The 19940-nt window shown below is 68.2% G+C and carries 19 protein-coding genes; 6 read left to right on the top strand and 13 right to left on the bottom strand.

What is annotated here, in order from left to right:
- Nucleotides 1-254 precede the first annotated feature (254 nt).
- Nucleotides 255-1301 carry a hypothetical protein gene (locus tag ACZ9GM_RS09360; protein WP_291474138.1) on the top strand — a complete coding sequence of 349 codons (1047 nt, stop codon included), beginning with the start codon at nucleotides 255-257 and terminating at the stop codon, nucleotides 1299-1301.
- 580 nt (nucleotides 1302-1881) lie between these two features.
- On the opposite strand, the gene ACZ9GM_RS09355 is transcribed toward ACZ9GM_RS09360, so the two are convergent.
- The 3 genes from ACZ9GM_RS09355 to ACZ9GM_RS09345 are packed head-to-tail and all read right to left on the bottom strand — an operon-like array spanning nucleotide 1882 to nucleotide 5878.
- A complete protein-coding gene (locus ACZ9GM_RS09355) occupies nucleotides 1882-3075 on the bottom strand; it encodes an acyl-CoA dehydrogenase family protein (RefSeq protein ID WP_291474137.1) in 1194 nt (397 codons plus the stop codon).
- Nucleotides 3072-4502, bottom strand: coding sequence for an LLM class flavin-dependent oxidoreductase (locus tag ACZ9GM_RS09350; RefSeq protein WP_291474136.1), 1431 nt, complete (start codon nucleotides 4500-4502; stop codon nucleotides 3072-3074). Before ACZ9GM_RS09350 ends, ACZ9GM_RS09355 begins: the two co-directional genes overlap by 4 nt.
- A complete protein-coding gene (locus tag ACZ9GM_RS09345) occupies nucleotides 4499-5878 on the bottom strand; it encodes a styrene monooxygenase/indole monooxygenase family protein (RefSeq protein WP_291474135.1) in 1380 nt (459 codons plus the stop codon). Before ACZ9GM_RS09345 ends, ACZ9GM_RS09350 begins: the two co-directional genes overlap by 4 nt.
- Before the next feature lie 254 nt (nucleotides 5879-6132).
- Here ACZ9GM_RS09345 and ACZ9GM_RS09340 point away from each other — a divergent pair, with 254 nt between their 5' ends.
- Nucleotides 6133-7152, top strand: a complete 1020-nt coding sequence (locus ACZ9GM_RS09340) for an esterase-like activity of phytase family protein (protein ID WP_291474134.1) — start codon at nucleotides 6133-6135, stop codon at nucleotides 7150-7152.
- Between the two features lie 4 nt (nucleotides 7153-7156).
- Nucleotides 7157-8401, top strand: a complete 1245-nt coding sequence (locus ACZ9GM_RS09335) for an MFS transporter (protein WP_291474133.1) — start codon at nucleotides 7157-7159, stop codon at nucleotides 8399-8401.
- A gap of 176 nt (nucleotides 8402-8577) precedes the next feature.
- Here ACZ9GM_RS09335 and ACZ9GM_RS09330 read toward each other — a convergent pair whose 3' ends face one another.
- The 8 genes from ACZ9GM_RS09330 to ACZ9GM_RS09295 all read right to left on the bottom strand — a co-directional run bounded on the left by ACZ9GM_RS09330 (nucleotide 8578) and on the right by ACZ9GM_RS09295 (nucleotide 15256).
- Nucleotides 8578-9480, bottom strand: a complete 903-nt coding sequence (locus tag ACZ9GM_RS09330; protein ID WP_291474132.1) for a siderophore-interacting protein — start codon at nucleotides 9478-9480, stop codon at nucleotides 8578-8580.
- A gap of 3 nt (nucleotides 9481-9483) precedes the next feature.
- Nucleotides 9484-10320, bottom strand: a complete 837-nt coding sequence (locus tag ACZ9GM_RS09325) for an ABC transporter ATP-binding protein (RefSeq protein WP_291474131.1) — start codon at nucleotides 10318-10320, stop codon at nucleotides 9484-9486.
- Nucleotides 10317-11429, bottom strand: a complete 1113-nt coding sequence (locus ACZ9GM_RS09320) for a FecCD family ABC transporter permease (RefSeq protein WP_291474161.1) — start codon at nucleotides 11427-11429, stop codon at nucleotides 10317-10319. The genes ACZ9GM_RS09325 and ACZ9GM_RS09320 overlap by 4 nt, the downstream gene beginning before the upstream one ends.
- A gap of 68 nt (nucleotides 11430-11497) precedes the next feature.
- The gene (locus ACZ9GM_RS09315; protein ID WP_476037707.1) at nucleotides 11498-12616 is read right to left on the bottom strand and encodes a FecCD family ABC transporter permease; all 1119 of its coding nucleotides are present in this window, start codon (nucleotides 12614-12616) and stop codon (nucleotides 11498-11500) included.
- A gap of 157 nt (nucleotides 12617-12773) precedes the next feature.
- Nucleotides 12774-13049, bottom strand: coding sequence for a hypothetical protein (locus ACZ9GM_RS09310; RefSeq protein ID WP_291474130.1), 276 nt, complete (start codon nucleotides 13047-13049; stop codon nucleotides 12774-12776).
- Nucleotides 13050-13192: 143 nt separating this feature from the next.
- Nucleotides 13193-13624, bottom strand: a complete 432-nt coding sequence (locus ACZ9GM_RS09305; RefSeq protein WP_291474129.1) for a hypothetical protein — start codon at nucleotides 13622-13624, stop codon at nucleotides 13193-13195.
- A 628-nt stretch (nucleotides 13625-14252) separates the two neighbouring features.
- The gene (locus tag ACZ9GM_RS09300; protein ID WP_291474128.1) at nucleotides 14253-14627 is read right to left on the bottom strand and encodes a hypothetical protein; all 375 of its coding nucleotides are present in this window, start codon (nucleotides 14625-14627) and stop codon (nucleotides 14253-14255) included.
- Between the two features lie 299 nt (nucleotides 14628-14926).
- A complete protein-coding gene (locus ACZ9GM_RS09295) occupies nucleotides 14927-15256 on the bottom strand; it encodes a hypothetical protein (protein WP_291474127.1) in 330 nt (109 codons plus the stop codon).
- Nucleotides 15257-15872: 616 nt separating this feature from the next.
- Here ACZ9GM_RS09295 and rplN point away from each other — a divergent pair.
- The 3 genes from rplN to rplE are packed head-to-tail and all read left to right on the top strand — an operon-like array spanning nucleotide 15873 to nucleotide 17134.
- Nucleotides 15873-16247 (top strand): 50S ribosomal protein L14, encoded by a 375-nt coding sequence (rplN, locus tag ACZ9GM_RS09290; protein WP_014010870.1) that lies wholly within the window; start codon nucleotides 15873-15875, stop codon nucleotides 16245-16247.
- Between the two features lie 3 nt (nucleotides 16248-16250).
- On the top strand, nucleotides 16251-16565 hold the full coding sequence (gene rplX, locus ACZ9GM_RS09285) for a 50S ribosomal protein L24 (RefSeq protein ID WP_291474126.1): 315 nt from the start codon (nucleotides 16251-16253) through the stop codon (nucleotides 16563-16565).
- Nucleotides 16565-17134 carry a 50S ribosomal protein L5 gene (gene rplE / locus ACZ9GM_RS09280; RefSeq protein ID WP_291474125.1) on the top strand — a complete coding sequence of 190 codons (570 nt, stop codon included), beginning with the start codon at nucleotides 16565-16567 and terminating at the stop codon, nucleotides 17132-17134. The genes rplX and rplE overlap by 1 nt, the downstream gene beginning before the upstream one ends.
- A 343-nt stretch (nucleotides 17135-17477) precedes the next feature.
- Here the strand turns inward: rplE and ACZ9GM_RS09275 are convergent, their stop codons facing one another.
- Together ACZ9GM_RS09275 and cobA are read right to left on the bottom strand one after the other, a co-directional pair.
- Nucleotides 17478-18665 carry a uroporphyrinogen-III synthase gene (locus ACZ9GM_RS09275; protein ID WP_291474124.1) on the bottom strand — a complete coding sequence of 396 codons (1188 nt, stop codon included), beginning with the start codon at nucleotides 18663-18665 and terminating at the stop codon, nucleotides 17478-17480.
- The gene (cobA, locus tag ACZ9GM_RS09270) at nucleotides 18662-19939 is read right to left on the bottom strand and encodes a uroporphyrinogen-III C-methyltransferase (protein WP_476037706.1); all 1278 of its coding nucleotides are present in this window, start codon (nucleotides 19937-19939) and stop codon (nucleotides 18662-18664) included. Before cobA ends, ACZ9GM_RS09275 begins: the two co-directional genes overlap by 4 nt.
- Nucleotide 19940: the final 1 nt, after the last annotated feature.

Genomic DNA, 19940 nt, shown 5'->3' with positions numbered 1-19940 from the left:
GGACGCCATGATTACCGGAACCCCTGAATGGAAGGGTTCGGGCCGTCCGCTGCGTCCTCCCCGCGCCGGGCTTCAGATCTGCGTCAGGCATGCATCCGGCATTCTGTGGCACGGAATCCGGAATCCGTGCCTGACGCAGATGTGCTGCACGATGTGTGCGGGGAGTTCCGGTGGTTCCGCAGTGCACATGATTCCGCTGACCTACTATGACGGCAGCGCGACAGGGGGTCGTGCACCTGACAACGGGGGAACACATGGCACATGAGCCACAGGAGCGTACCGGGAAAGACGTGCAGGCAGACGCGCGGAGGGATGACCGCACCGATCCGCAGCAGCAGAAGAAGCCGGAACTCTGGACCACTGCCCGGCTGCGCAGGCAGGGCAGGTCCTCGGCCCAGATCGCCGCGGCAGTCGACGAGGGGACGATTCACCGGGTCATACCTGGTGTCTACAGCACGGAACCGCCCAACGACCTGCTCAGACTGCAGGTGCTGAGTCAGCGGCGACGCCGGGGCGTCACCTACACAGGCACCACCGCCGCCCACGTCTACGGGCTCGGTGGCATGGTCTGGCCGGCCACCGGAAGGGTGGACGTGAAAAGCAGCCGGGACGGTGGTGAACTGCTCGTCCTGTCGGTCGGTGCGACGGAGCGTGCGGTGACTGTCGGCGGGGTGTCCGTCACCTCGCCGATCGAGACCGCGGTCGCTCTCCTTGCCACCGGCTGGGACCGGGACAGATTGCGGACCTTCCTGACCACCCGCTACCGGGGAGCGAAGGGCAATGATGTGCTCGCCGAGGATCTGGTGGCGCTTCCGCCCCGGGCCAGGAAGGACGCCGCGTACCTGCTCGACGGCCTGGTCACCGGCACTGCGAGCGGGATGGAGCTGAAGGCAGTGAAGGCGATTCTCGAAGGGCTTGACGGTGCCGACGTCACGGTGACGGTCAACCATGTCGTCGCCGGGTACCGGTTCGACCTCGTCATCGAGGAGGCTGATCTGCTCATCGAGATCGACAGTTTCACCTATCACGGTCCGAGCGGCAGGGATTCGGCGGAGCGGACGTTCGAGCTGGACCGGTGGAAGGGCAACACCGCCGTGCGCGCCGGGTGGATGCTGCTGCGCTTCACCGACGACACGGTGCGGTGGCTCCCGGAACACATGGTCGAGATGGTCGTGGATACGGTGCGCTACAACCGGCGTCATTCCCGGAGCCGTCGACGGCGGACGCTGAAGGAGTTCCTGTTCTCGGACCGGCCGGCATGGTTCTGGCATCCGTTGTTGAAGCCGTCTTCGCGTATGTGAGGGGTGGGGGAGCACCGTCGAGGCGCAGCCGGCGCTGGTCACAGCGGACGGCGTCCGGCATGAGCTGCCGCGTAATCCTGATGCCGGACCGGATGCAGCGGCAGAGTGAGAGGGACGGGATGCACGAACTGCTCGATATCCCTCCTGTTGAGGGCTGACCGTTATGTTCACCGTGGTGCTGGGCGCCTGTGTGATCATTCCGGCCACGCTGAACTACACCATGCTGCGCATCGCGGGAGCTGGTGCATCCGTCGGTCGGAAGAAGGCCTGGACGAAGTGCGCCGCAACATGGTCGGGCTCGGAGCTTCCGAGTATGCAGCGGACAGACGTGTTGACAGCCGTGCGTCAGCAGATCGGCACGAACTGTCGTCCGCCGCTACCTGTGATTCGGAGGCGGTGCCGGTAGGGGCTTCAGTTCTGCGTCAGGCACGGATCCGGCATTCTGTGGAACCGATGTCCGGATTCGTGCCTGACGAAGATGTGCTGCACGGAGGTTGTGGGGCGAGGGTGCTGGTTGGGGCGTACCGGGCTGATGGTGCGACAGGACGCGGGGACGCGGGGACGTCAGCCTCAGTCAGTCTCAGTCAGCCGTACGCACACCGGCGGACCAGGCGAAGGCGAGCCCGTCGCCGGTCAGGTGGTAGCGCCCCACCGCCTGCTGCTTGTAGACCAGCGGGTTGTGCACCGCCAGCGTCCGCGCATTGCGCCAGTGCCGGTCAAGATCCAGCTTCTCGGACGCCACGGACGCCCCACCGGTCTCGAAGGCCTCGGACACGGCGTCCAACACCAGCGGCGCCAGCACGACCTGCGCCTCGGACGACGCCAACTCCGCGGCGTCGATCAGTGCGATGTCCCCGGGGGAGTCGAAGGACGCCGCCACCGCGTCCGCCACCGCCAGGACAGACGCCCGGGCGACCGACGCCGCCGAGTACACCCGCCCGAGCACCGCCTGCACCAACGGATCCTCCCGGGGCAGGTCCGCGGGCGCGTGGCTGAACGTGCGGTCCCGGGTCTCCACCCGGTCGCGGGCGTCATCGGCGGCTCGCCGGGCGATACCGGCCAGGGCGGAAAGGTGGAACAACTGCAGGTAGGCGGTGTCGATGACATGGCCCTCGTCCCCGTATCCACCCTCGGTCACGGCCGCGGCGTCCACCGCCACCCCGGTGAACACGGTCGTCCCGGAGCCGGTGAGTCGCTGGCCGAAGCCGTCCCAGTCGTCGAACTGGTGGACGCCGGGCGCGTCAGCATCCACCAGGACCGTCACCCGACGGCCGTCGAGATCCGCGGCGACACTGATGACATCGGCGTAGAGCGTCCCCGTGGAATAGTACTTCGTGCCGTTGAGCTGGTAGTTCCCGTCATCGGCGGGCGTCAGTCGGGTCTGGTAGCGGTCGACGGCGCCGACGCCCTTCTCCGAGATCGCGTTGCCGTAGATGATCCCCTCCCCGGCACGGCGGAGCCCCTCTGCGTCCCCGGTGGCGAGGAACCCCTCGACCGTGAAGAAGTGGACGCGCAGCGCCTGGGTGAGGTTCGAGTCTGCGGCCGCGAGGTCGGTGAGCTGGGCGAAGGTCTGTCGGACGGTGGCACCGAGACCGCCGTATTCGACGGGGACGCGCAGGGCGGTGAAGCCGGCGTCCCGCAGCAGCCGGACCTGCTCATGGGGCAGTTCTCGGTTGCGGTCACGGTCGGCGGCGCCCAGGGCGATGCTGTCGAGGACGGGGCGGAACCGGGCAGTGAGTTCGGCATCGGTCGGAGTGGGGGAGACGGTGGTCATGGGTGGGCTCCTGTCGGGACGGATGTCGGGGATGCGGTGAGCGCGGGGCGGTAGCGGGCGGCGGAATGGTTGTGGGGGACATGTGGTCCGGCGCCGGTGCGGTCGGCGAAGAGCTTCTCGCGCAGCGTGCCGGGGGCGTAGGCCGTCGGGTACTCGCCGCGGGCCTGGAGCACCGGAACGACATGGTCGATGACGTCACGGAACGTACCGGGTGTCACGGCGTAGGCGAGGTTGAAGCCGTCGATGCCGGTGGCCTCCACCCACTCCTCCAGTTGGTCGGCGACGGATTCGCCGGAGCCGACGACGACCGGGCCCAGCCCGCCGATGCCGCCGAATTCGGCGAGTTCGCGCACGGTCCACTCGCGTCCCTCCTCGCCGGCGGAGCGTTGGAAGGCAGCGACGGCGGACTGGATCGCATTGGACTCGATACCGGCCACCGGGTCGTCGAGGTCGAAGGTGGAGAAGTCGACGCCCATCCACCCGGACATCAGCGCCAGCGCGCCCTCGTGGTCGATGTAGCTGCGGTACTCCGCGGCCTTGGCGCGGGCGGCGTCCTCGGTGGCGTCGGTGATGACGGTGAGCAGGGCGTAGATGACGACGTCCTCGCGCGACCGCCCGGCGTCCGCCAGCTTGTCGGTGAGCGTACGGACGGTGGACGCCAGCGCCTCCTGCGTCGGTGCGGCGACGAACACCGCCTCGGCGTGGGTGGCGGCGAAGGTGCTGCCGCGGGAGGACGCCCCGGCCTGGAAGATCACCGGGGTACGCTGCGGCGACGGTTCGGAGACGTGGATGCCGGGGACCGTGTAGTGCGTCCCCGTGTGGTTGACCGGACGGACCTTCGTCGGGTCCGTGTAGACGCCGGAGACCGGGTCGGCGAGGACGGCGTCGTCCTCCCAGGACCCCTCCCACAGCTTGTAGAGCACTTCGAGGTACTCGTCGGCATGGTCGTAGCGGGCGTCGTGCTCGAAGGTGTCGAGCTGCCCGCGGGACTGCGTGTTCTCCGCCGCCGAGGGCAGGTAGCCGGTGACGACGTTCCAACCGAGGCGTCCGTCGGTGAGGTGGTCGAGGGTGCTGATCCGGCGCGCGAAGGGGAAGGGATGCTCGAAGGCGGTGCCGGTGGTCAGCCCGAAGCCGAGGTTGTCGGTCACCGCGGCCATCGCGCTGACCAGGGGCAAGGGGTCATTGACGGGGGTCTGGGTGGCGGCGCGCAGGGCGGCGTCCGGCGAGGCACCGTAGAGGTCGTAGAGGCCGAGGACATCGGCGAGGAATAGGCCGTCGAAGTAGCCGGTCTCCAGCAGCTGCGCCAGGTCGGTCCAGTAGCGCAGGTCCGTGTACTCACGCGAGTGGTCCTCGGGATGCCGCCACAACCCGGGCGACTGGTGGACCACGCAGTTCATGTCGAAGGCGTTGAATCGGATCCGGGTCATGCGGTGACCTTCGCCGTGGAGTTCCTGAAGGACGCCGCCAGCGCCGCGACATCTTCGGCGGTGCGCAGCGTGAGGGCGGGGGCGGGTTCGGAGAAGAGGGAGAACAGGGCGGTGGCGTAGGCGGGATCGGTGCCGGCGTTGCCGAAGAAGGCACCGGCGACCTCGGCGTACAGCGGGTCACCGAGGAACAGTGAGGTCACGGCCACGCCGGCGGCACCGTGCCCGGCCCAGTGGGTCTCGAAGAGGTCGGTGAGGAGGTCGGCGTCCCACGGTTGTCCGGAGGCCTCGGCAGCGGTCAGTCCCTCGACGAGGGCGGCGACCTGGAAGTCGCCGAGCTGTGCGCCCTGCCCGGCGATCGGGTCGACGGCTATGGCGGTGTCGCCGAGTGCGGCGACGAGATTCCCGCCGTCGGTGTACCCGACGGGGCGCCGCACCCGCGGGGTGACTGCGCCGGCGAGCCAGGAGTGCGGGTCGGCGTCGATGGGACGCAGCCGGTCGAGGTCGTCGGCGACATCGGGTAGGACGCGGTGGTGCAGGTCCTGGAGGATGCGCAGTGACGACTCGGCGTCGGTAGCCTCGGCGAAGGCCTTCTCGGTGGCGGTGCCGGGCTTGGCCCAGGCGAGGATGACCCAGGCGTCGATGCCGTCCTTGTGCAGGTAGGGTCCGACGAAGACCTCGCCTTCCCCGTGCAGGGAGAGCAGGGCGTTGTTGACGCCGGGGACCTCGGCGCGGCCGCTGAAGAGGTGGTCGGAGGAAAGGCCGGCGGCGGTGACGGTGAGGACGCGGCGCTGCGGGCCGGGATAGGGGGTGCGTTCGTGGTCGGTGGTGAAGGCGTCGGCCAGACCGCCCTTGCCGGTGGCGACGAGGGTGAGATCGTGCTCGGCGGCGATGCGGTCGAGGTCGGCCGGGGTGACGCGGGTGACGTGGAAGGCGCTTGCCGTGTCTCCGGTGAGGTCGAGGAAGGCGGCGAGTCGGTCGTCGGCGCGCAGCCGGGCGTCCACCGACTGGGCCTCGTAGGTGTAGCGGGCGGGGAAGCTGTCGACGCCGGACGGGTTGTCCGGGTTGGCGAGGCCGGCGGCGCTGGCACCGAAGTGGGCTGCGGGACTGCCGGCGTAGAGGTCGTCGATGATCTTCGCGTCGGCGGTGCGGGACGCGCCGAAGAGGATCGCGGTGCCGGTGGCGGGGACCTCGTCGCGCAGGGCCTCGCGGGTCCGGTCGGAGTAGAGGTCGACGCGGTATCCGGCGCGGGCCAGGACGAGGGCGGCACCTGCGCCGGCGAGTCCGGCGCCGATGACCGCGATACTGCGCGGTGCGCCGGCGGGGGTGGTCTGGGCGTTTTCGACCGACAGGTTGTCTGGGGTGTGCTGTGTGCTCATGGCCACGAGTAGACCACTCGGTCTGCGTGGGTGCCATGGATCGGCGCGTCCTGAATGGAAGGGGGGTGATCTCCGAGCTTCAGATCTGCGTCAGGCGCGGATCCGGCATTCTGTGGCATGGATCGGGCGATTCGTGCCTGACGCAGATGTGCTGCCGCCGTAGTCTGGGGCGGGTGAGGCAGGCGAGGACAGAGTTCTGAGTGCGGTCGGCGAGGTGGAGGTGGAATATGCGACGGACGGGGTGGACGCTCACAATGTCGGCGGGACTCGCACTGTCCCTGCTGGTGGTGCCGCTGGTCGGCGGCGTGACACAGCTGGTCGAACTGCGCGGTGACACCCCGTTTCAGGACGCCACGCGGGACGCGTACACCGACCTGACCACTCAGATCGAGTACATCGGGACGGTCGACATCACGGCGTCGGACGCCACGCGCCGCGGCATCTTCGCACATGTTCCGGTGGGCGGGATCTCGGGTATCGACTGTGCCGACGGCGGCAGTGGCACCCGCTGCATCGCGATCAGTGACGACCCCGGCCAGCGCGGCCCGGTGCGCGCCTACGACTTCAACCCGGACACGGGGCAGGTGGGGGAGCCGATCGTGCTCACCGATGAACGCGGCGTCCCCTACAAACCCGGCACCATCGACCCGGAGAGTATCCGGTTCGCCGGCACAGGCGAGGAGGCGGGCATCATCTGGACCGCCGAAGGCAGCTCCACGATCACCATCACTGACCGGCAGGGACGAGCGGCAACAACCCTTCCGGTCCAGGACGGTATCCGGCGCAATCAGGGACTCGAAGGCCTCGCCGTCACCGGCGACCCGCAACAGATCATCACCGCCACGGAGTCCGCGCCGGACAACCGCGCCCACCCGGTCATCACGGTCTACGAGGGGGAGCAGGAAGCGGCCTCCTACGACTGGCCCGGTACCGGCATCTCTGAGATCCTCGCCGACACCAGGACCAACGCCGATCCCGGCAACCCGGGGAACCTCCTCGTCCTCGAACGCGGCTACACCGGGGGCAGCGGAAATAGCTCGATGCTCTGGCGCACCACGCTCCCCGGTCCGGGAGGCACCGGAACCGGCGTCCTGAAGCGGGAACTGGTCGCGGACCTCGGTGCCCTGATCGGCCACGACACCGTGGGCAACACCGAGGCGATGACGTGGGCTCCGGGCCGGCGGCCCGGCACCACCGACGAACTCCTCATCGCCACCGACGACAATTTCAGCGACGACCAGCGCGGCGTCCTCCACCGGATCCGGGTACGTTGAGCTGGTGCGCAAGAACCTCTCTCTGCTGTTCCTCCTCCTCGCCGTCACCGTCGCGGCGCTCAATCTGCGCACCGGCATCGCGTCGCTCGGCCCGGTCCTCGATGACGTGCTCGACGCGTTCGGGGCGTCCGGCTCGCTCGCCGGTGCGATCACCGCGATGCCCGGCGTCTTCTTCGGCATCATGGGTCTGGCCGCCGTCCCGCTGGCCACGCGCGTCGGCCTGAGCCGCGCCCTGTTCGGCGGGATGCTGCTGACACTCTTCGGCCTCGCCGTCCGCCCCTGGGTCGGTGATGTCGCGGTGTTCCTGGTGCTCACGGCCTGTGTGGTCGGCGGCATCGCGCTCGGCAACGTACTGCTGCCGGCGTGGATCAAGAGCCATGGCGGACGCCACGCCGTCGTCCTCATGACGCTCTACTCCGCCGGGCTCGGCGCGTCCGGCGCACTCGGCCCGCTCTCGGCGATGTGGTTCTCCGGGGAGAACGCCTGGAAATGGGCACTGTTCATCTGGGTCATCCTCGCCGTGGCGCAGGTGCTGGTCTGGGCGTTCGTGGTGCCGCGGACCGGGCTCGACATCCCCGGTGCAGGGCCGACCTCCGCCACAGAGGAGGATGCCGAGACCGCCCGTCGACTGCGCGAGACCTCCCTCTGGCGGTCGCCGACCGCGCGGTTCCTCATGCTGTTCTTCGGGCTGCAGGCGATGAACGCCTACATCCAGATGGGCTGGCTACCGAAGATCTACACGGACAACGGTGTCAGCTCATCCACCGCGTCCATCGGACTGAGTGTCATCGGTGCGCTGAACATCGTCGGTGGGCTGCTGATGCCGGGCATCATCGCGAGGGTGACGGACCTGCGTCCTGTCCCGGCGGTTTTCGCCGTGCTGACAGGGCTGGGTTATGTGGGGCTGTGGCTGGCGCCGGGGACGGTGCCGCTGCTGTGGGCGGTGCTGCTGGGCATCGGCGGCTGCTGCTTCCCGACGGCCATCGCCCTGATTCCGGCCCGGTCGAGGACACCGCTGGTGACCGCACGACTGTCCGGTTTCGTCCAGCCGCTGGGGTACTTCCTCGCCGGGCTCGGGCCGTTCGTGCTGGGTGTGGTCCATGAGCAGGTCGGGTCGTGGGACGGGATCCTCATCGTCCTGGCGCTCATCGCGGCGCTCATGGGTGTGCTCGGTGTGCTGGCGGGAAAGCGGACCGTCATCGACGACGAGCTCACGGCGACACACTGGCGGGAGCTGGCGGGGCACTAGGTTCTGCACCGGGCGGCGCGCCGGGTCGGGCTCTCAGGGGTGGAATCAGACGACGAGATCAACCCACTGCGCCCGACCTGGCGTATGGAGGGCGTAGAAGAACGCAGGGACGACCCGACAGGTTGTTCTGAGCGCCGGAGACCAACCAGTCGGGTCGTGTGTCCGCGATGATGTATCTACGGACGCGGCCGGCCCTCGATCCAGTAGGCCACCCAGTCGGCGAAGTCACGGTCCACGTCCCACTCGTCGACGGCCATCTTGCGCACGGCCTTCGTCATCCCCGCCTCGCCGGATGCCCACAGGTACTCGGGGGACGCGGCGGGATGCCCGGCGTCGCGTTCACGACGCAGCGCATCACAGATCGCCTCAGCTTCAAGCCCGGGCGCGACATAGAGGATGGACAGCGACCCCACCCGTTCAGTCCACTCCTCAGCCAGCCCCGGTTCCAGCTCCTCGGGGGAGTGGGCGATCACCCGGACGTGGTATTTTACCAGGTCATCGGGGTGGTGGTCCTCGGTGAACTCCAACACGGCCCGGAGCGCGGGCACCGCCGAGGCGTCCGCCACGAACAGGGGACGCGAGGCATGCCGGATCCAGATCCCGTTGCACAGCCAGATCGCCGCCTCGTCCCCGACCGAGGCAGCAGCCACCCACAGTGCACCGGGGCCCGGGTTGTCGTCATGCATCACCACGTCGACATCGATCTCACCGACGGCGTCACCGGAGCTGGTGTCCACCCCGGCGTCCTGCCGGAAGTGCCGCACGGTGTACCAGCGCAGCTCCGGCCGCTCAGACTCCTCCAGTGCGGCGACGGCCGCGCGGATGTTCATACCGTCCGCCTCCAGCTCCGGCACAGTCGAACCCGGCGCCGGCATGAGCAGCCCGAAGTACTCGTCCGGTCCGGTCAGCTCCAGCGACGCAAGCCCGGGACCACGCAGCGTCAGCCGCCGCAGATTCGGCGCGATCTCGGACACCGCCGAGACGGTGACGCGCACCAGGCGCCCGGTCCCGCTCTCAGGCCGGTTCGGGTGGGTGAGCAGTTCAGTGGATGTGACAGCGGATGCGGGGAGCGTGGTCATGGGTTAGTTCTGCACCTTCTTGCCTTTGATGTCGTAGGGGTCGTTCGGCACGATGAGTGGACCACCGACCACCGGGTCCTCGATCACGGTGGCGTCCAGCTCGAAGACATCCTTGAGCAGTTCGGAGGTGATGATCGCCTCGGGCGTGCCGGTGGCGATGAGATCGCCGTCGCGCATGACGACGAGGTTGTCGGAGTAGCGGATCGCCAGGTTGAGGTCGTGGAGCACCATGACCACGGTGCGGTCGAGGTCGCGTCGCAGCCGGTTGACGAGATCGAGCACCTCGATGGAGTGCGCGAGGTCGAGGTAGGTCGTCGGCTCATCGAGGAAGAGCACCTCGGTGTGCTGGGCGAGAACCATGGAGATCCACACGCGCTGGCGCTGACCACCGGACAGGGAGTCCACCGGGCGGTCGGCCAGGTCGAGGACGTCGGTCATCTCCAGGGCGGCGTTGACCTCCTCCTCATCGGAGGAGGACCACTGACGGATCCACGACTGGTGGGGGTGGCGTCCCCGTGAGACCAGGTCGGAGACGATCAACCCGGGTGGGGCGATCGGCGACTGCGGAAGGACGCCGATGGTTTTGGCGATGTCCTTGCGCTTCATCCCTCCGATGTCGGTGTTCCCGAGGTGGACGTCGCCGCCCTGGGAGGGGATGAGGCGTCCGACGGCGCGCAGCAGGGTGGACTTGCCGCAGCCGTTGGGGCCGATGATGGTGGTGACCTGCCCGCCGGGGATCTTCAGCGACAGGTCGGAGATGACGGCCCGGTCCGGGGTGTAGCCGACACGCAGGTTGGTGGCGGAGATGGAGTGGTCGTGTGCGGAGGCGGGGTTCGTCATGAGGTCGTGGTCTTCCGGTTCGTCTTGATGAGCAGGTAGATGAGGAACAGGCCACCCACGGCGGAGGTGAGCAGGCCCACGGGCAGTTCGACGGGCAGCCAGGACTGGGTGATGATGTCGGCGGCGAGCAGCAGCATGGCACCGAACAGGCCGGACGCGATGATCGGTGGCGTGTCTCGGCCGCAGATCAACCGGGCGACCTGCGGGGAGACGAAGGCGACGAAGCCGATCGGGCCGGCCGCGGCGACGGCCATGGCGGCGAGGATGACGGACAGGACCAGCAGCAGTGCCTGGACGATCGTCACGTTCTGGCCGAGTCCCTTGGCCACGTCGGGGCCGAGGACGTTGGCGAACAGCTGGAAGGTGATCCAGACGAACAGCGGGCTGAGCAGCACGACGACCACGAGCACGGGCCGGACGCGTGACCAGTCGGCGGAGTTCAGCGAGCCGGCGAGCCACATCTGGGCGGACGCGGCGTCGTCGATGTTCGCCCGTGTCATGAGGAAGTTGATGAACGCGGAGAGCAGCGCGGAGATGACGATACCGGCCAGCACCAGGCGGAACGGGTCCACGCCACGGCGGTAGGCGAGCACCCATATCACGGCACCGGTGAGGAATGCGCCGATGAGGGACGCCACGGGGATGCCCACGTCGGAGAGCCACCCCACGATGCCGGTGGAGCCGCCGCCGAGGACGATGACGGTCACCGCCGCGGCGGAGGCGCCGGTGGTGATACCCAGTATGTCTGGGCTGGCCAGCGGGTTCCGGGTCACGGACTGGGTCAGTGCACCGGAGATGCCGAGGGCGGAGCCGACGAGGACGGCGGTCAGCGTCCTGGGCATGCGCCAGTCGAAGATGACGAGGTGCTCGATGCGGGAGCCGCCGTTGGTCAGGAGGATCTCGGCGACGCGCACCGGGCTGATCGGGTAGTCGCCGAGACCGAGGGAGACGGCGGCGAGGACGAACAGCACCACGACCATCGCGATGGTGGCGAAGAACTGGCGGGGACGCCACACCGTGGAGATCGGGCCGATACGGAACGCGGGTCGGGCGGCGACCTTGGCGCCGGAGACGTAGCGGTAGACACCGCGCCGACGTTGGCGGTCGATGCGCAGGTCGTCCTGTGCTGTGTCCTGTGCTGTGTCCTGTGCGGTGCCCGGTGTCGTGTTCGGGATACTCACAGTTCCACCACCTTGCGTCGGGTCAGCATCCAGATGAAGATCGGGGCGCCGACGAAGGCGAGGACGATACCGACCTCGAGTTCGCCGGGGCGTGTGATGACGCGGCCGAGGATGTCTGCGTAGATCAGCAGGACCGCGCCACCGAGGGCGGAGTAGGGGAGGATCCACCGGTAGTCGGGGCCGGTGAGGCTTCGCACGAGGTGCGGGATCACCAGGCCGAGGAAGCTGATGGGGCCGGCGGCGGCGGTGGCCGCGGCGGCGAGCAGGGCGATGATGACCATCCCGACAATGCGGGCGCGTCCGGTGTTCACCCCCAGGGCGGTGGCGACGTCGTCACCGAGGTTGAGCAGGTTGAGTGTCGGCCCGGTCATGAAGGCCAGCAGCAGGCCGATGAGGATCACGGGCAGCGCGGTCCAGAAGATGGACATGTCGCGGCCGGCGATGGAACCGACGGTCCAGAAGCGCATCCGGTCGAGGTTGTTCGAGTCGGTGAGCACGAAGGCGGAGATGATCGCCTGGAGCACGGCGTTCATCGCCGCACCACCGAGGATGAGTGTCATCGGATTGACGTTGCCGCCGGAGACGGACGCCAGGGCGAAGACGGCGGCGGTGGCGATACAGGCACCACCGAAGGCCCAGAGTGAGGTGGCCCAGGTGCCGGAGACGTTGAACAGCGCGAACGAGATCACCACGGCGAGGGCGGCACCGGAGGCGATACCGAGGATGCCGGGGTCGGCCAGCGGGTTGCGCGTGTGGCCCTGGATCAGGGCACCGGCGACGCCGAGGGCGGCTCCGACGATGATGCCGATGAGGGTGCGGGGCCAGCGGTACTCGACGATGACCTGGAGGTCGGTGTTGTCGATGTCGTGGTTGCCGATGGCTCCGGGCACCTGCCTGAGCAGTCCCCAGAGGTCGTCCATGGGGATGTTGCGCGAGCCGAAGGCGAGGCTGAGGACGAATCCGATCACCAGCAGGACGGTCAGTCCGATGAGCCCGATCAGTCGTCGGCGTCGCAGGGACGCCGTGGCTGACGGGGCACCGCGGCGTCCGGCTTTCGTGCCGGGCATTCCGGGTGGGTTGCCGTGGGCTGCCCCGGTAGTTGTACCGGTGGTCATGGGTGCGTCGGGACCTTTCGTCGGCTGCAGGACAGGTTAACCTTACGTTCGTGTTGTTTCGGGTGCAACGGAGGGGCCGATACAACGAAACCCCGGCCGGGTGGCCGGGGCGCCCGCATCCGTGGACCTCGTGGAGCGGATGCGGTCAGTTGGTCTGTCAGTTGCCGGTGGCGCCCAGGAAGTCCTGGGTGTCGGAGACGACGTTCTCGACATTGCCGCCGGCCGTGATGAGAGTGTTGACGGCCTTGAGGATGCCGGAGATGCTCTTGGCTGCGCCGGCGAAGGACTCGAGGCTGCCGGCGGCGTCCCCGGAAGGGAGGTTGGTGATGGAGCCGGTGGGGGTGTCTCCGGCGGGCTCGTCGGCTGCGGCGATGCCGGCACCGCCGATCGCGACGACAGCGGTGGTGCTCAGTGCGAGGAGAGTCTTCTTCATCTTCATGGTGTACCTCTGTTGCGGTTCGTGAGGGTCAGGGGTGTGCGCCGGGGCCAACGGAAAAGCCCCGGTCTGAGCCGGGGCTTTCTTCTGTGGACCTCAACGGTGGGGTGGGGTGCGTCGACGAGGACGCGGCTGCTGCCTTAGTTCGGCAGGGTGATGCCCTGCTGGGCGAGGAAGCCGAGGGTGTCGTTGACGACGCCCTGGTAGGCATCGGAGGCGTCGATCACGGCGTTGTAGGCACCGGCGATGGCGGCGACGGAGGCTGCGCCACCGGCGATGGAGGCCAGGGCGGCGAGGGTCTTCTCGTAGTCGATCTGGTCGCCGGTGTAGGAACCGAGGACGTCAGCGCCGGTGATGGAACCGAAGACGTCGCGGTTGGCGGACAGCTCGGCGGAGCCGGCGGTCGGGGCGGAGGAGTCGGGGGTGTCCTCACCGCCGGTGCTTTCGCTGGAGCCGGAGCTGAGATCGGCGCTGGCGGCAGTGTCGTCGTCCTGTGCGGCGGCGACACCGGTACCGGCGATGGCGACGGCGGTGGCGGTGCCGACGGTGAAGAGGGTCTTCTTGAGGGTCATTGGAGAACTCCTGGGAGAGGTGTGGATGTGAGGTCCGCGCTCCACGGTAACCGACCGTGTGTTGCCTGTCCACAGAACCAGTCCTATTTGGTCCGGCTGATCAAAGCTGGGGGAAAAGATGTGACGTCGCGGTCGGAACTGTCGAGTGTCCGGGTGAGAACCGGGGGTGGTTGTCGAGGGTGGACTTCACACAGTTGACTGTGGTGATCTTCTGGAGAGGCGCAACAGAGAGGCTCCGTCAGGAAAGCTCTGCTCAGCCGGGTAAGGGCGCCTGGGCGTGTAGTGGGCGTGTAGTGGGCGTGTGTCGTGGGGCGTGTCGTGGGCGAGGCCGTTTGCGCGCCCGACCTCGGCTTCTCAGGGTGCGGAGGTGTCTCGGTGTGTGAACGGCCTGGCGGGATTGTCGGGACATGACGGAAGGCTTCGTGGTGGGCATGAATCCCCGACGGGCAACCGGTGACGACCACATAGGCGGGAAGCGGTCACGGTGAATACCGGGTCCGGAACGTGAGCGGATCCCCGGGGATTCGGGGACCCTTGGTCATGAACCGCCGAGAAGAATGACGGTGAACAGACAGAAGCACCGACCTGCGTGAGGTCGGGGCTTAGCGGTGCGGAGGCTGTGAAGGGTTTAGCCCGTGAAGGAGTTGATGAAGGCCTGGGTGTCGGCGGTGAACTCGTCGACGTAGGCCTGGAAGTCCTTCGTGGCGGAGTAGATCGACGGGAGGACCGAAATGGCCCCGGCAACAGCTGCACCGGTGGCGCCCACAGCGATAAGTGCGCTGACCGCCTGCGGGAGGTTGAAGACGCCCTGGTCGTCGCTGGAACCGAAGGCGGCGGCGAGCTGGCCGCCGAGGTCAGCGCCTTCGAGCGAGCTGACGGACGAACCGTTACCTTCGGTCGGCAGCTCGCCGGCGTTGTCCGGGGCGGCGTTGGCGACTCCGGCTCCGGCGACGGCGACAGTGGAAGCGGTGGCGACTGCGAGCAGGCTCTTCTTGATGGTCATGTCTGTGATCCTTCTGGTCACTGGGCCGGGCGGCGTCTGCCGTTATTCCCGGTGGCGGTGGATCCGCCGGACGAGAAGGAACTTAGACGCGTCCTCCCTGTCTGTCGCGGCGAGATTTCCTCCGTCACTTTGCGCCGGGAAACTCGACGAAATCTGCTCTTCATGACTGACGGGAGCTCGTCATACAAACGTTCGGAAGGGGACATCTCCCGGTAACAGAAACGCGAGAACCCCCGCGATGTATCGCGGGGGTTTCGGGGCGTCCGCAGTGAGGCTGCGGAGACTGATTCCGTGAGGGATCAGTTGGGGAGGTACTGGTTGGCCCACTCCTGGAAGTCCTTGATGGCACCGTCGATCTTCGGGAGGAGAGTGATGGAGCCTGCGACAGCGGTGCCGGCCGAGACGATGGCGCCGAGGGCACCGATGGCCAGGCCGAGCTGCGCTTCGCCATTGCCGTCGACGGAACCGAAGGTGGCGCCGAGCTGCTCGCCCAGGTCGAAGTTGTCGAGGGAGCCCTCAGCGGAAAGCTGGGGGGTGTCGGGATCGCTCTGGGCGTTGGCGACACCGGCGCCGGCGACGGCGACGGCGGAAGCGGTGGCAACCGCGAGCAGGCTCTTCTTGATGGTCATGTGACATGTCCTTTACGTCAATAAGGGAGGGGAACGCCGCAACCCAGGCAAGGGTACGTTAACGCGACGTTTCCCCGGATGTTACAGTCGTGTCACGGGAAGAAACCAGAGTGACATACGTCACAAGGGGTGAAAACAGGGGTGGCCGGTACTTGGTGACAGCCCCCGCAGTAATAGTGGCACACGGGCGGAGCATGCCTGGTGGAGACGGTGTTCTGCCCGAAGGTGAATGCTGTTGCCGGCGATGTGAGAAATGTCTCCCGGTGACGGGGACCACCTCTGGATGCGCGTGGTCGTTCGCCACTGTGCACGGCGACAGGCGGAGACCACGGGCGGAGGCGGCGGCTGGGGAGTTCGTGGGGAGGCGGCGTCCTCTGTTATCCCGGAGCGTCCGCCCCGCCGCATATTTGGACTCCGCCACCGCCGGTGGCATACTTGGGCGGTTGCCTGTGGTCCTACGGGCGCGGCCCGTTGTGTCCGACCCTTTCCACTGCAGGAAGAGGCGGAGACCTCCGGGACGCGACATGCCCACCGGACGGCATACAGGCACAGACCGGTGCGTGCGGGACGGAAATCCACACGCACACAGAACTACTAGGTCTACAAGGAGACTCCAGTGATCCAGCAGGAATCACGTCTGCGGGTCGCCGACAACACCGGTGCCCGGGAAATCCTGGTCATCCGCGTGCTCGGCGGATCCACCCGACGTTCCGGCGGCATCGGTGACATCGTCGTCGGCACCGTCAAGGAAGCCACCCCCGGTGGCGCGGTGAAGGCCGGCGACATCGTCAAGGCCGTCGTCGTCCGCACCAAGAAGGAGACCCGTCGTCCGGACGGCTCCTACATCAAGTTCGACGAGAACGCAGCTGTCCTCATCAAGGGCGCCGACAACACCGACCCGCGCGGTACCCGCATCTTCGGCCCGGTGGCCCGCGAGCTGCGCGACAAGCGCTTCATGCGCATCGTTTCCCTCGCCCCGGAGGTGCTCTAACTCATGAAGATCCGTAAGGGCGACAACGTCCTCGTCATCTCCGGCCCCGACAAGGGTGCCAAGGGTCGCGTCATCGAGGCCTACCCGGCCCGCGACAAGGTCCTCGTCGAGGGTGTCAACCGCATCAAGAAGCACGTCGTCAACTCCGCTCCGGAGCGTGGCGCCGAGTCCGAGGGCATCGTCACCCAGGAGGCTCCGATCCACGTCTCCAACGTGATGGTCCTCGACTCCGACGGTAACCCGACCCGCGTCGGCTACCGCTTCGACGAAGACGGCAAGAAGATCCGCGTCTCGCGCCGTAACGGGAAGGACATCTAATGAGCGAGAACTACACTCCGCGCCTCAAGGCCCGCTACAAGTCCGAGATCCGCGACACGCTCAACACCGAGTTCTCCTTCGAGAACGTCATGCTCATCCCGGGCGTGACCAAGGTCGTCGTGAACATGGGTGTCGGCGAGGCTGCCCGCGACTCCAAGCTGATCAACGGCGCCATCAAGGACCTGACCCTCATCACCGGTCAGAAGCCGCAGATCCGCACCGCCAAGAAGGCCATCTCGAACTTCAAGCTCCGCGAGGGTATGCCCATCGGCGCCCGCGTCACCCTGCGTGGCGACCGCATGTGGGAGTTCCTGGACCGTCTGCTGACCGTGGCCCTGCCGCGAATCCGCGACTTCCGTGGCCTCTCCGACCAGCAGTTCGACGGCCACGGTAACTACACCTTCGGTCTCTCCGAGCAGTCCATGTTCTACGAGATCGACGTCGACTCCATCGACCGTCCCCGCGGTATGAACATCACCGTGGTGACCACCGCCTCGAACGACGACGAGGGTCGCGCCCTGCTGCGCGAGCTCGGCTTCCCGTTCAAGTCCGGTCAGAACGCCGAGTAATTCAGCGTCTGCCGCCGTGGCCGGATGATTGTCCGGCCTCCGGTGCTTCACACCGCCCGCTCCTGTGCCTCGTGCACGAGGTGGGCGGTTTTGTGTCGGGTGGGTTGTTGAGGGGTGGTGAACCAGGGGAGTGGCCGGAGACGTGTGCGGTACAGGCGGCGCACACGGCGCGTCGCTCCGGGTCTCATGGGAGGGCACAGAAGTGCAGCAAGTCTGCGGCACTCAGAAATCCGCGTTTCTCTGCCACAGCTGCCGCAATTCTTGCCTGCCGCAGATCTGAAGCCCGTGGGGGCGGGGGGGACGCCGTGTGCGGGCGTGAGGCACCGAAAGTCGGCGCCGACCCTCACGCCCCGCGCGAATGGATGGCAGCGAGGTCGGCGTCGTCCAGGGCGAGGCGGTAACCGCGCTTGTAGACGGTCTGGATCAGGTCCGGGGTCTCCAGGGCACTGCGCACCCGTGCGACCGCCACCTCCACGGCACGTTCGGTGGTCTGCCCGTCGGCCCAGCCGTCGGCCTTGCCGCCGACCACACCGGAGGACAGTTCCTCGGCGATCTCCGCCCGGGATCTCACCCGACCCGGCCGGGCGGCCAGGATCCGCAGGACATCTGACCCGGTGCGTCCCAGGGCGTGGAAGGTGCCGTCGAGCAGCGCACCACCGGTACGCATGTGCAGCGGGCCGAAGGCCGTGGCCGTCGCCGTCTCCGGGCCGGCCAGCTGGTTCACTGTCTCACGGACCAGCGCACCGAGCCGGTAACGCTCCGGGACGATGACGTCGATACCACGGGTACGCAGCGGGGCTGCGGTGATAGGGCCCACCGCGCCGAACATGGTGCGTTCGCCGGCGAGCTGGTGGATCGCCGGCAGCGTCCCGATGCGTTCCGCGGTCTTCAGCCAGGCGCGGGCACCCGGGGCGGAGGTGAACAGTACCGCGTCCACCGCCCCGCCGGCGACCAGGCCGGTCGTACGGGCGACGAGGTCCGGGTCCGGCGGCGGACCCCACCGGTAGATCACCAGACCACTGACCTCGGCGCCGGCGTCCTCGAGGATCTGCTCCATCAGCGGATCGCCCTCACCGTGGTGCTGGATGACCACCTTGGCGTCCCGCACTCCCTCGGCCAGCAGAAACTCGGTGATCTCGGCGGAGGTCTCGCTTTCGGCGACCCAGTCGATGTCCAGCCCCACGCCCTGGACCGCGCCGCGGGCCTTCGGGCCACGCACCAGAATCTGGGCGGATCCCAGGGACGCGAGGAGCTCCTCCTGGCAGCCGTCCTGTTCGGTGGCGTCCATCCAACCGCGGAAACCCACACCCGTGGTGACGATCACGATGTCCGGCGGATCATCGATGATCCGGTGGGTGGCGTCCAGCAGCTCGGCGTCGTCGAAGTGCGGGGTGATGGTCAGCGAGGGGGCGACGGTGGTCTCCGCGCCGTGGCGTTCCAGGGCGGTGGAAAGTTCACCGGAGCGACGGTCCACCGGGAGCAGGATGTGGCAGCCGTCGAGGGCGTGGGAGAGCTGACGCGCGCCGCTCATACCGCCACCTCGTCGGCAGTACCGGCGGCGTCGACGGTTGCGGTGTCCAGCAGGCCCTCGCGGGCGGTCTCGCCGATGACGATCACCGCCGGATTGCGCACTCCCTCCGCCGTCGCGACGTCACCGATGGTGCCGAGCGTACCGCGGACGCAACGCTGGTCAGCACGGTGGGCGCGCTCCACCACAGCCACCGGACGCTCCGGGGTGACGCCGGCGTCCAGGGCCGCGGCCGCGAACGACGGCAGCATCGAGGTGCCCATGAGGACGACCACGGTGGTGGCGTCGTCGTGGAGTGCCTCCAGCGTCGCGGGGCCGGGAAGTCGGTGACCGTTCACGATATGTACCGTATCCGCCGTGCCACGGTGTGTCAGCGGTACCCCCGCCGATTGCGGCGCAGCGATGACCGACGATACCCCGGGCACCACGTCCACCGGCACACCGGCGGCCCGGCAGGCCAGGATCTCCTCGCCGCCGCGTCCGAAGACGAAGCTGTCGCCGCCCTTGAGCCGGGCGACCGTCAGACCCCGTGCCGCCCGGTCGACGATGATCCGGTTGATCTCCTCCTGCGGGACCGGATGTCGCCCCGGCGCCTTGCCGACGTCGACGATCTCCACCCGGTCGCTGATCCAGCCCGGGAAACCCGTCGGCCCCAACCGGTCGTGCACGATGACGTCCGCGGACTGCAGGACGCGCTGGGCGCGGACGGTCATCAGGTCGCGGGGCCCGGGGCCACCGCCGAGCAGCACGACGCGTCCGGTGCCGGAACGCACCGGGGTGGTGGGCAGCTCACCGGTGTCCAGCATCTCCTGGATCCGGTCACGGACCTTCACCACACGCCGCGGGTCCGGCGCACCGGTGGAGACCACACCGACGGTGACCTCATCCTCGGTGGCCTGGGCGGCCAGCCGGGCGGAGCCCTCCGTGGCGTGACCGGCATCCACGCACCAGATGCGCAGCCGGTCGGCGGCCTCGGCGACCTCGGCGTCCACCAGGTCAACGCCGGTGGCGGTGTGGACCAGCCAGGCGCCGTCGAGGTCGGACTCGCGGTACCGGCGCGGAATCCAGGTGACTGCGGGGACGCGTCCCGTGCTGTCGCGCTCCTCGGCGAGACTGTCGAGCAGCCCGACCATGTTGTCGGAGAGTCGCGGGGCCACGATGCGCAGCACCGCGCCGGCGTCCCGCAGCCGGGCGGCGCGGCGGGCTGTCACGTCACCGCCGCCGACGAGAACGACAAGTCGGTCGCGGACATCGAGTCCGGTCATCAGAGCAGTCATG

Source organism: Corynebacterium sp. UD i78 (genome assembly GCF_056280545.1).
Note: the sequence above shows the minus strand (reverse complement) of the source record. Positions and strands in the feature narration are given on the sequence as shown.

Excerpts from the sequence above, each read along its gene's own strand:
- ACZ9GM_RS09360 (WP_291474138.1), top strand. The coding sequence starts at position 255 with ATGGCACATGAGCCACAGGAGCGTACCGGGAAAGACGTGCAGGCAGAC.
- ACZ9GM_RS09355 (WP_291474137.1), bottom strand. The coding sequence starts at position 3,075 with ATGACCACCGTCTCCCCCACTCCGACCGATGCCGAACTCACTGCCCGG.
- ACZ9GM_RS09350 (WP_291474136.1), bottom strand. The coding sequence starts at position 4,502 with ATGACCCGGATCCGATTCAACGCCTTCGACATGAACTGCGTGGTCCAC.
- ACZ9GM_RS09345 (WP_291474135.1), bottom strand. The coding sequence starts at position 5,878 with ATGAGCACACAGCACACCCCAGACAACCTGTCGGTCGAAAACGCCCAG.
- ACZ9GM_RS09340 (WP_291474134.1), top strand. The coding sequence starts at position 6,133 with ATGTCGGCGGGACTCGCACTGTCCCTGCTGGTGGTGCCGCTGGTCGGC.
- ACZ9GM_RS09330 (WP_291474132.1), bottom strand. The coding sequence starts at position 9,480 with ATGACCACGCTCCCCGCATCCGCTGTCACATCCACTGAACTGCTCACC.
- ACZ9GM_RS09325 (WP_291474131.1), bottom strand. The coding sequence starts at position 10,320 with ATGACGAACCCCGCCTCCGCACACGACCACTCCATCTCCGCCACCAAC.
- ACZ9GM_RS09315 (WP_476037707.1), bottom strand. The coding sequence starts at position 12,616 with ATGACCACCGGTACAACTACCGGGGCAGCCCACGGCAACCCACCCGGA.
- ACZ9GM_RS09310 (WP_291474130.1), bottom strand. The coding sequence starts at position 13,049 with ATGAAGAAGACTCTCCTCGCACTGAGCACCACCGCTGTCGTCGCGATC.
- ACZ9GM_RS09305 (WP_291474129.1), bottom strand. The coding sequence starts at position 13,624 with ATGACCCTCAAGAAGACCCTCTTCACCGTCGGCACCGCCACCGCCGTC.
- ACZ9GM_RS09300 (WP_291474128.1), bottom strand. The coding sequence starts at position 14,627 with ATGACCATCAAGAAGAGCCTGCTCGCAGTCGCCACCGCTTCCACTGTC.
- ACZ9GM_RS09295 (WP_291474127.1), bottom strand. The coding sequence starts at position 15,256 with ATGACCATCAAGAAGAGCCTGCTCGCGGTTGCCACCGCTTCCGCCGTC.
- rplX (WP_291474126.1), top strand. The coding sequence starts at position 16,251 with ATGAAGATCCGTAAGGGCGACAACGTCCTCGTCATCTCCGGCCCCGAC.
- rplE (WP_291474125.1), top strand. The coding sequence starts at position 16,565 with ATGAGCGAGAACTACACTCCGCGCCTCAAGGCCCGCTACAAGTCCGAG.
- ACZ9GM_RS09275 (WP_291474124.1), bottom strand. The coding sequence starts at position 18,665 with ATGAGCGGCGCGCGTCAGCTCTCCCACGCCCTCGACGGCTGCCACATC.
- cobA (WP_476037706.1), bottom strand. The coding sequence starts at position 19,939 with ATGACTGCTCTGATGACCGGACTCGATGTCCGCGACCGACTTGTCGTT.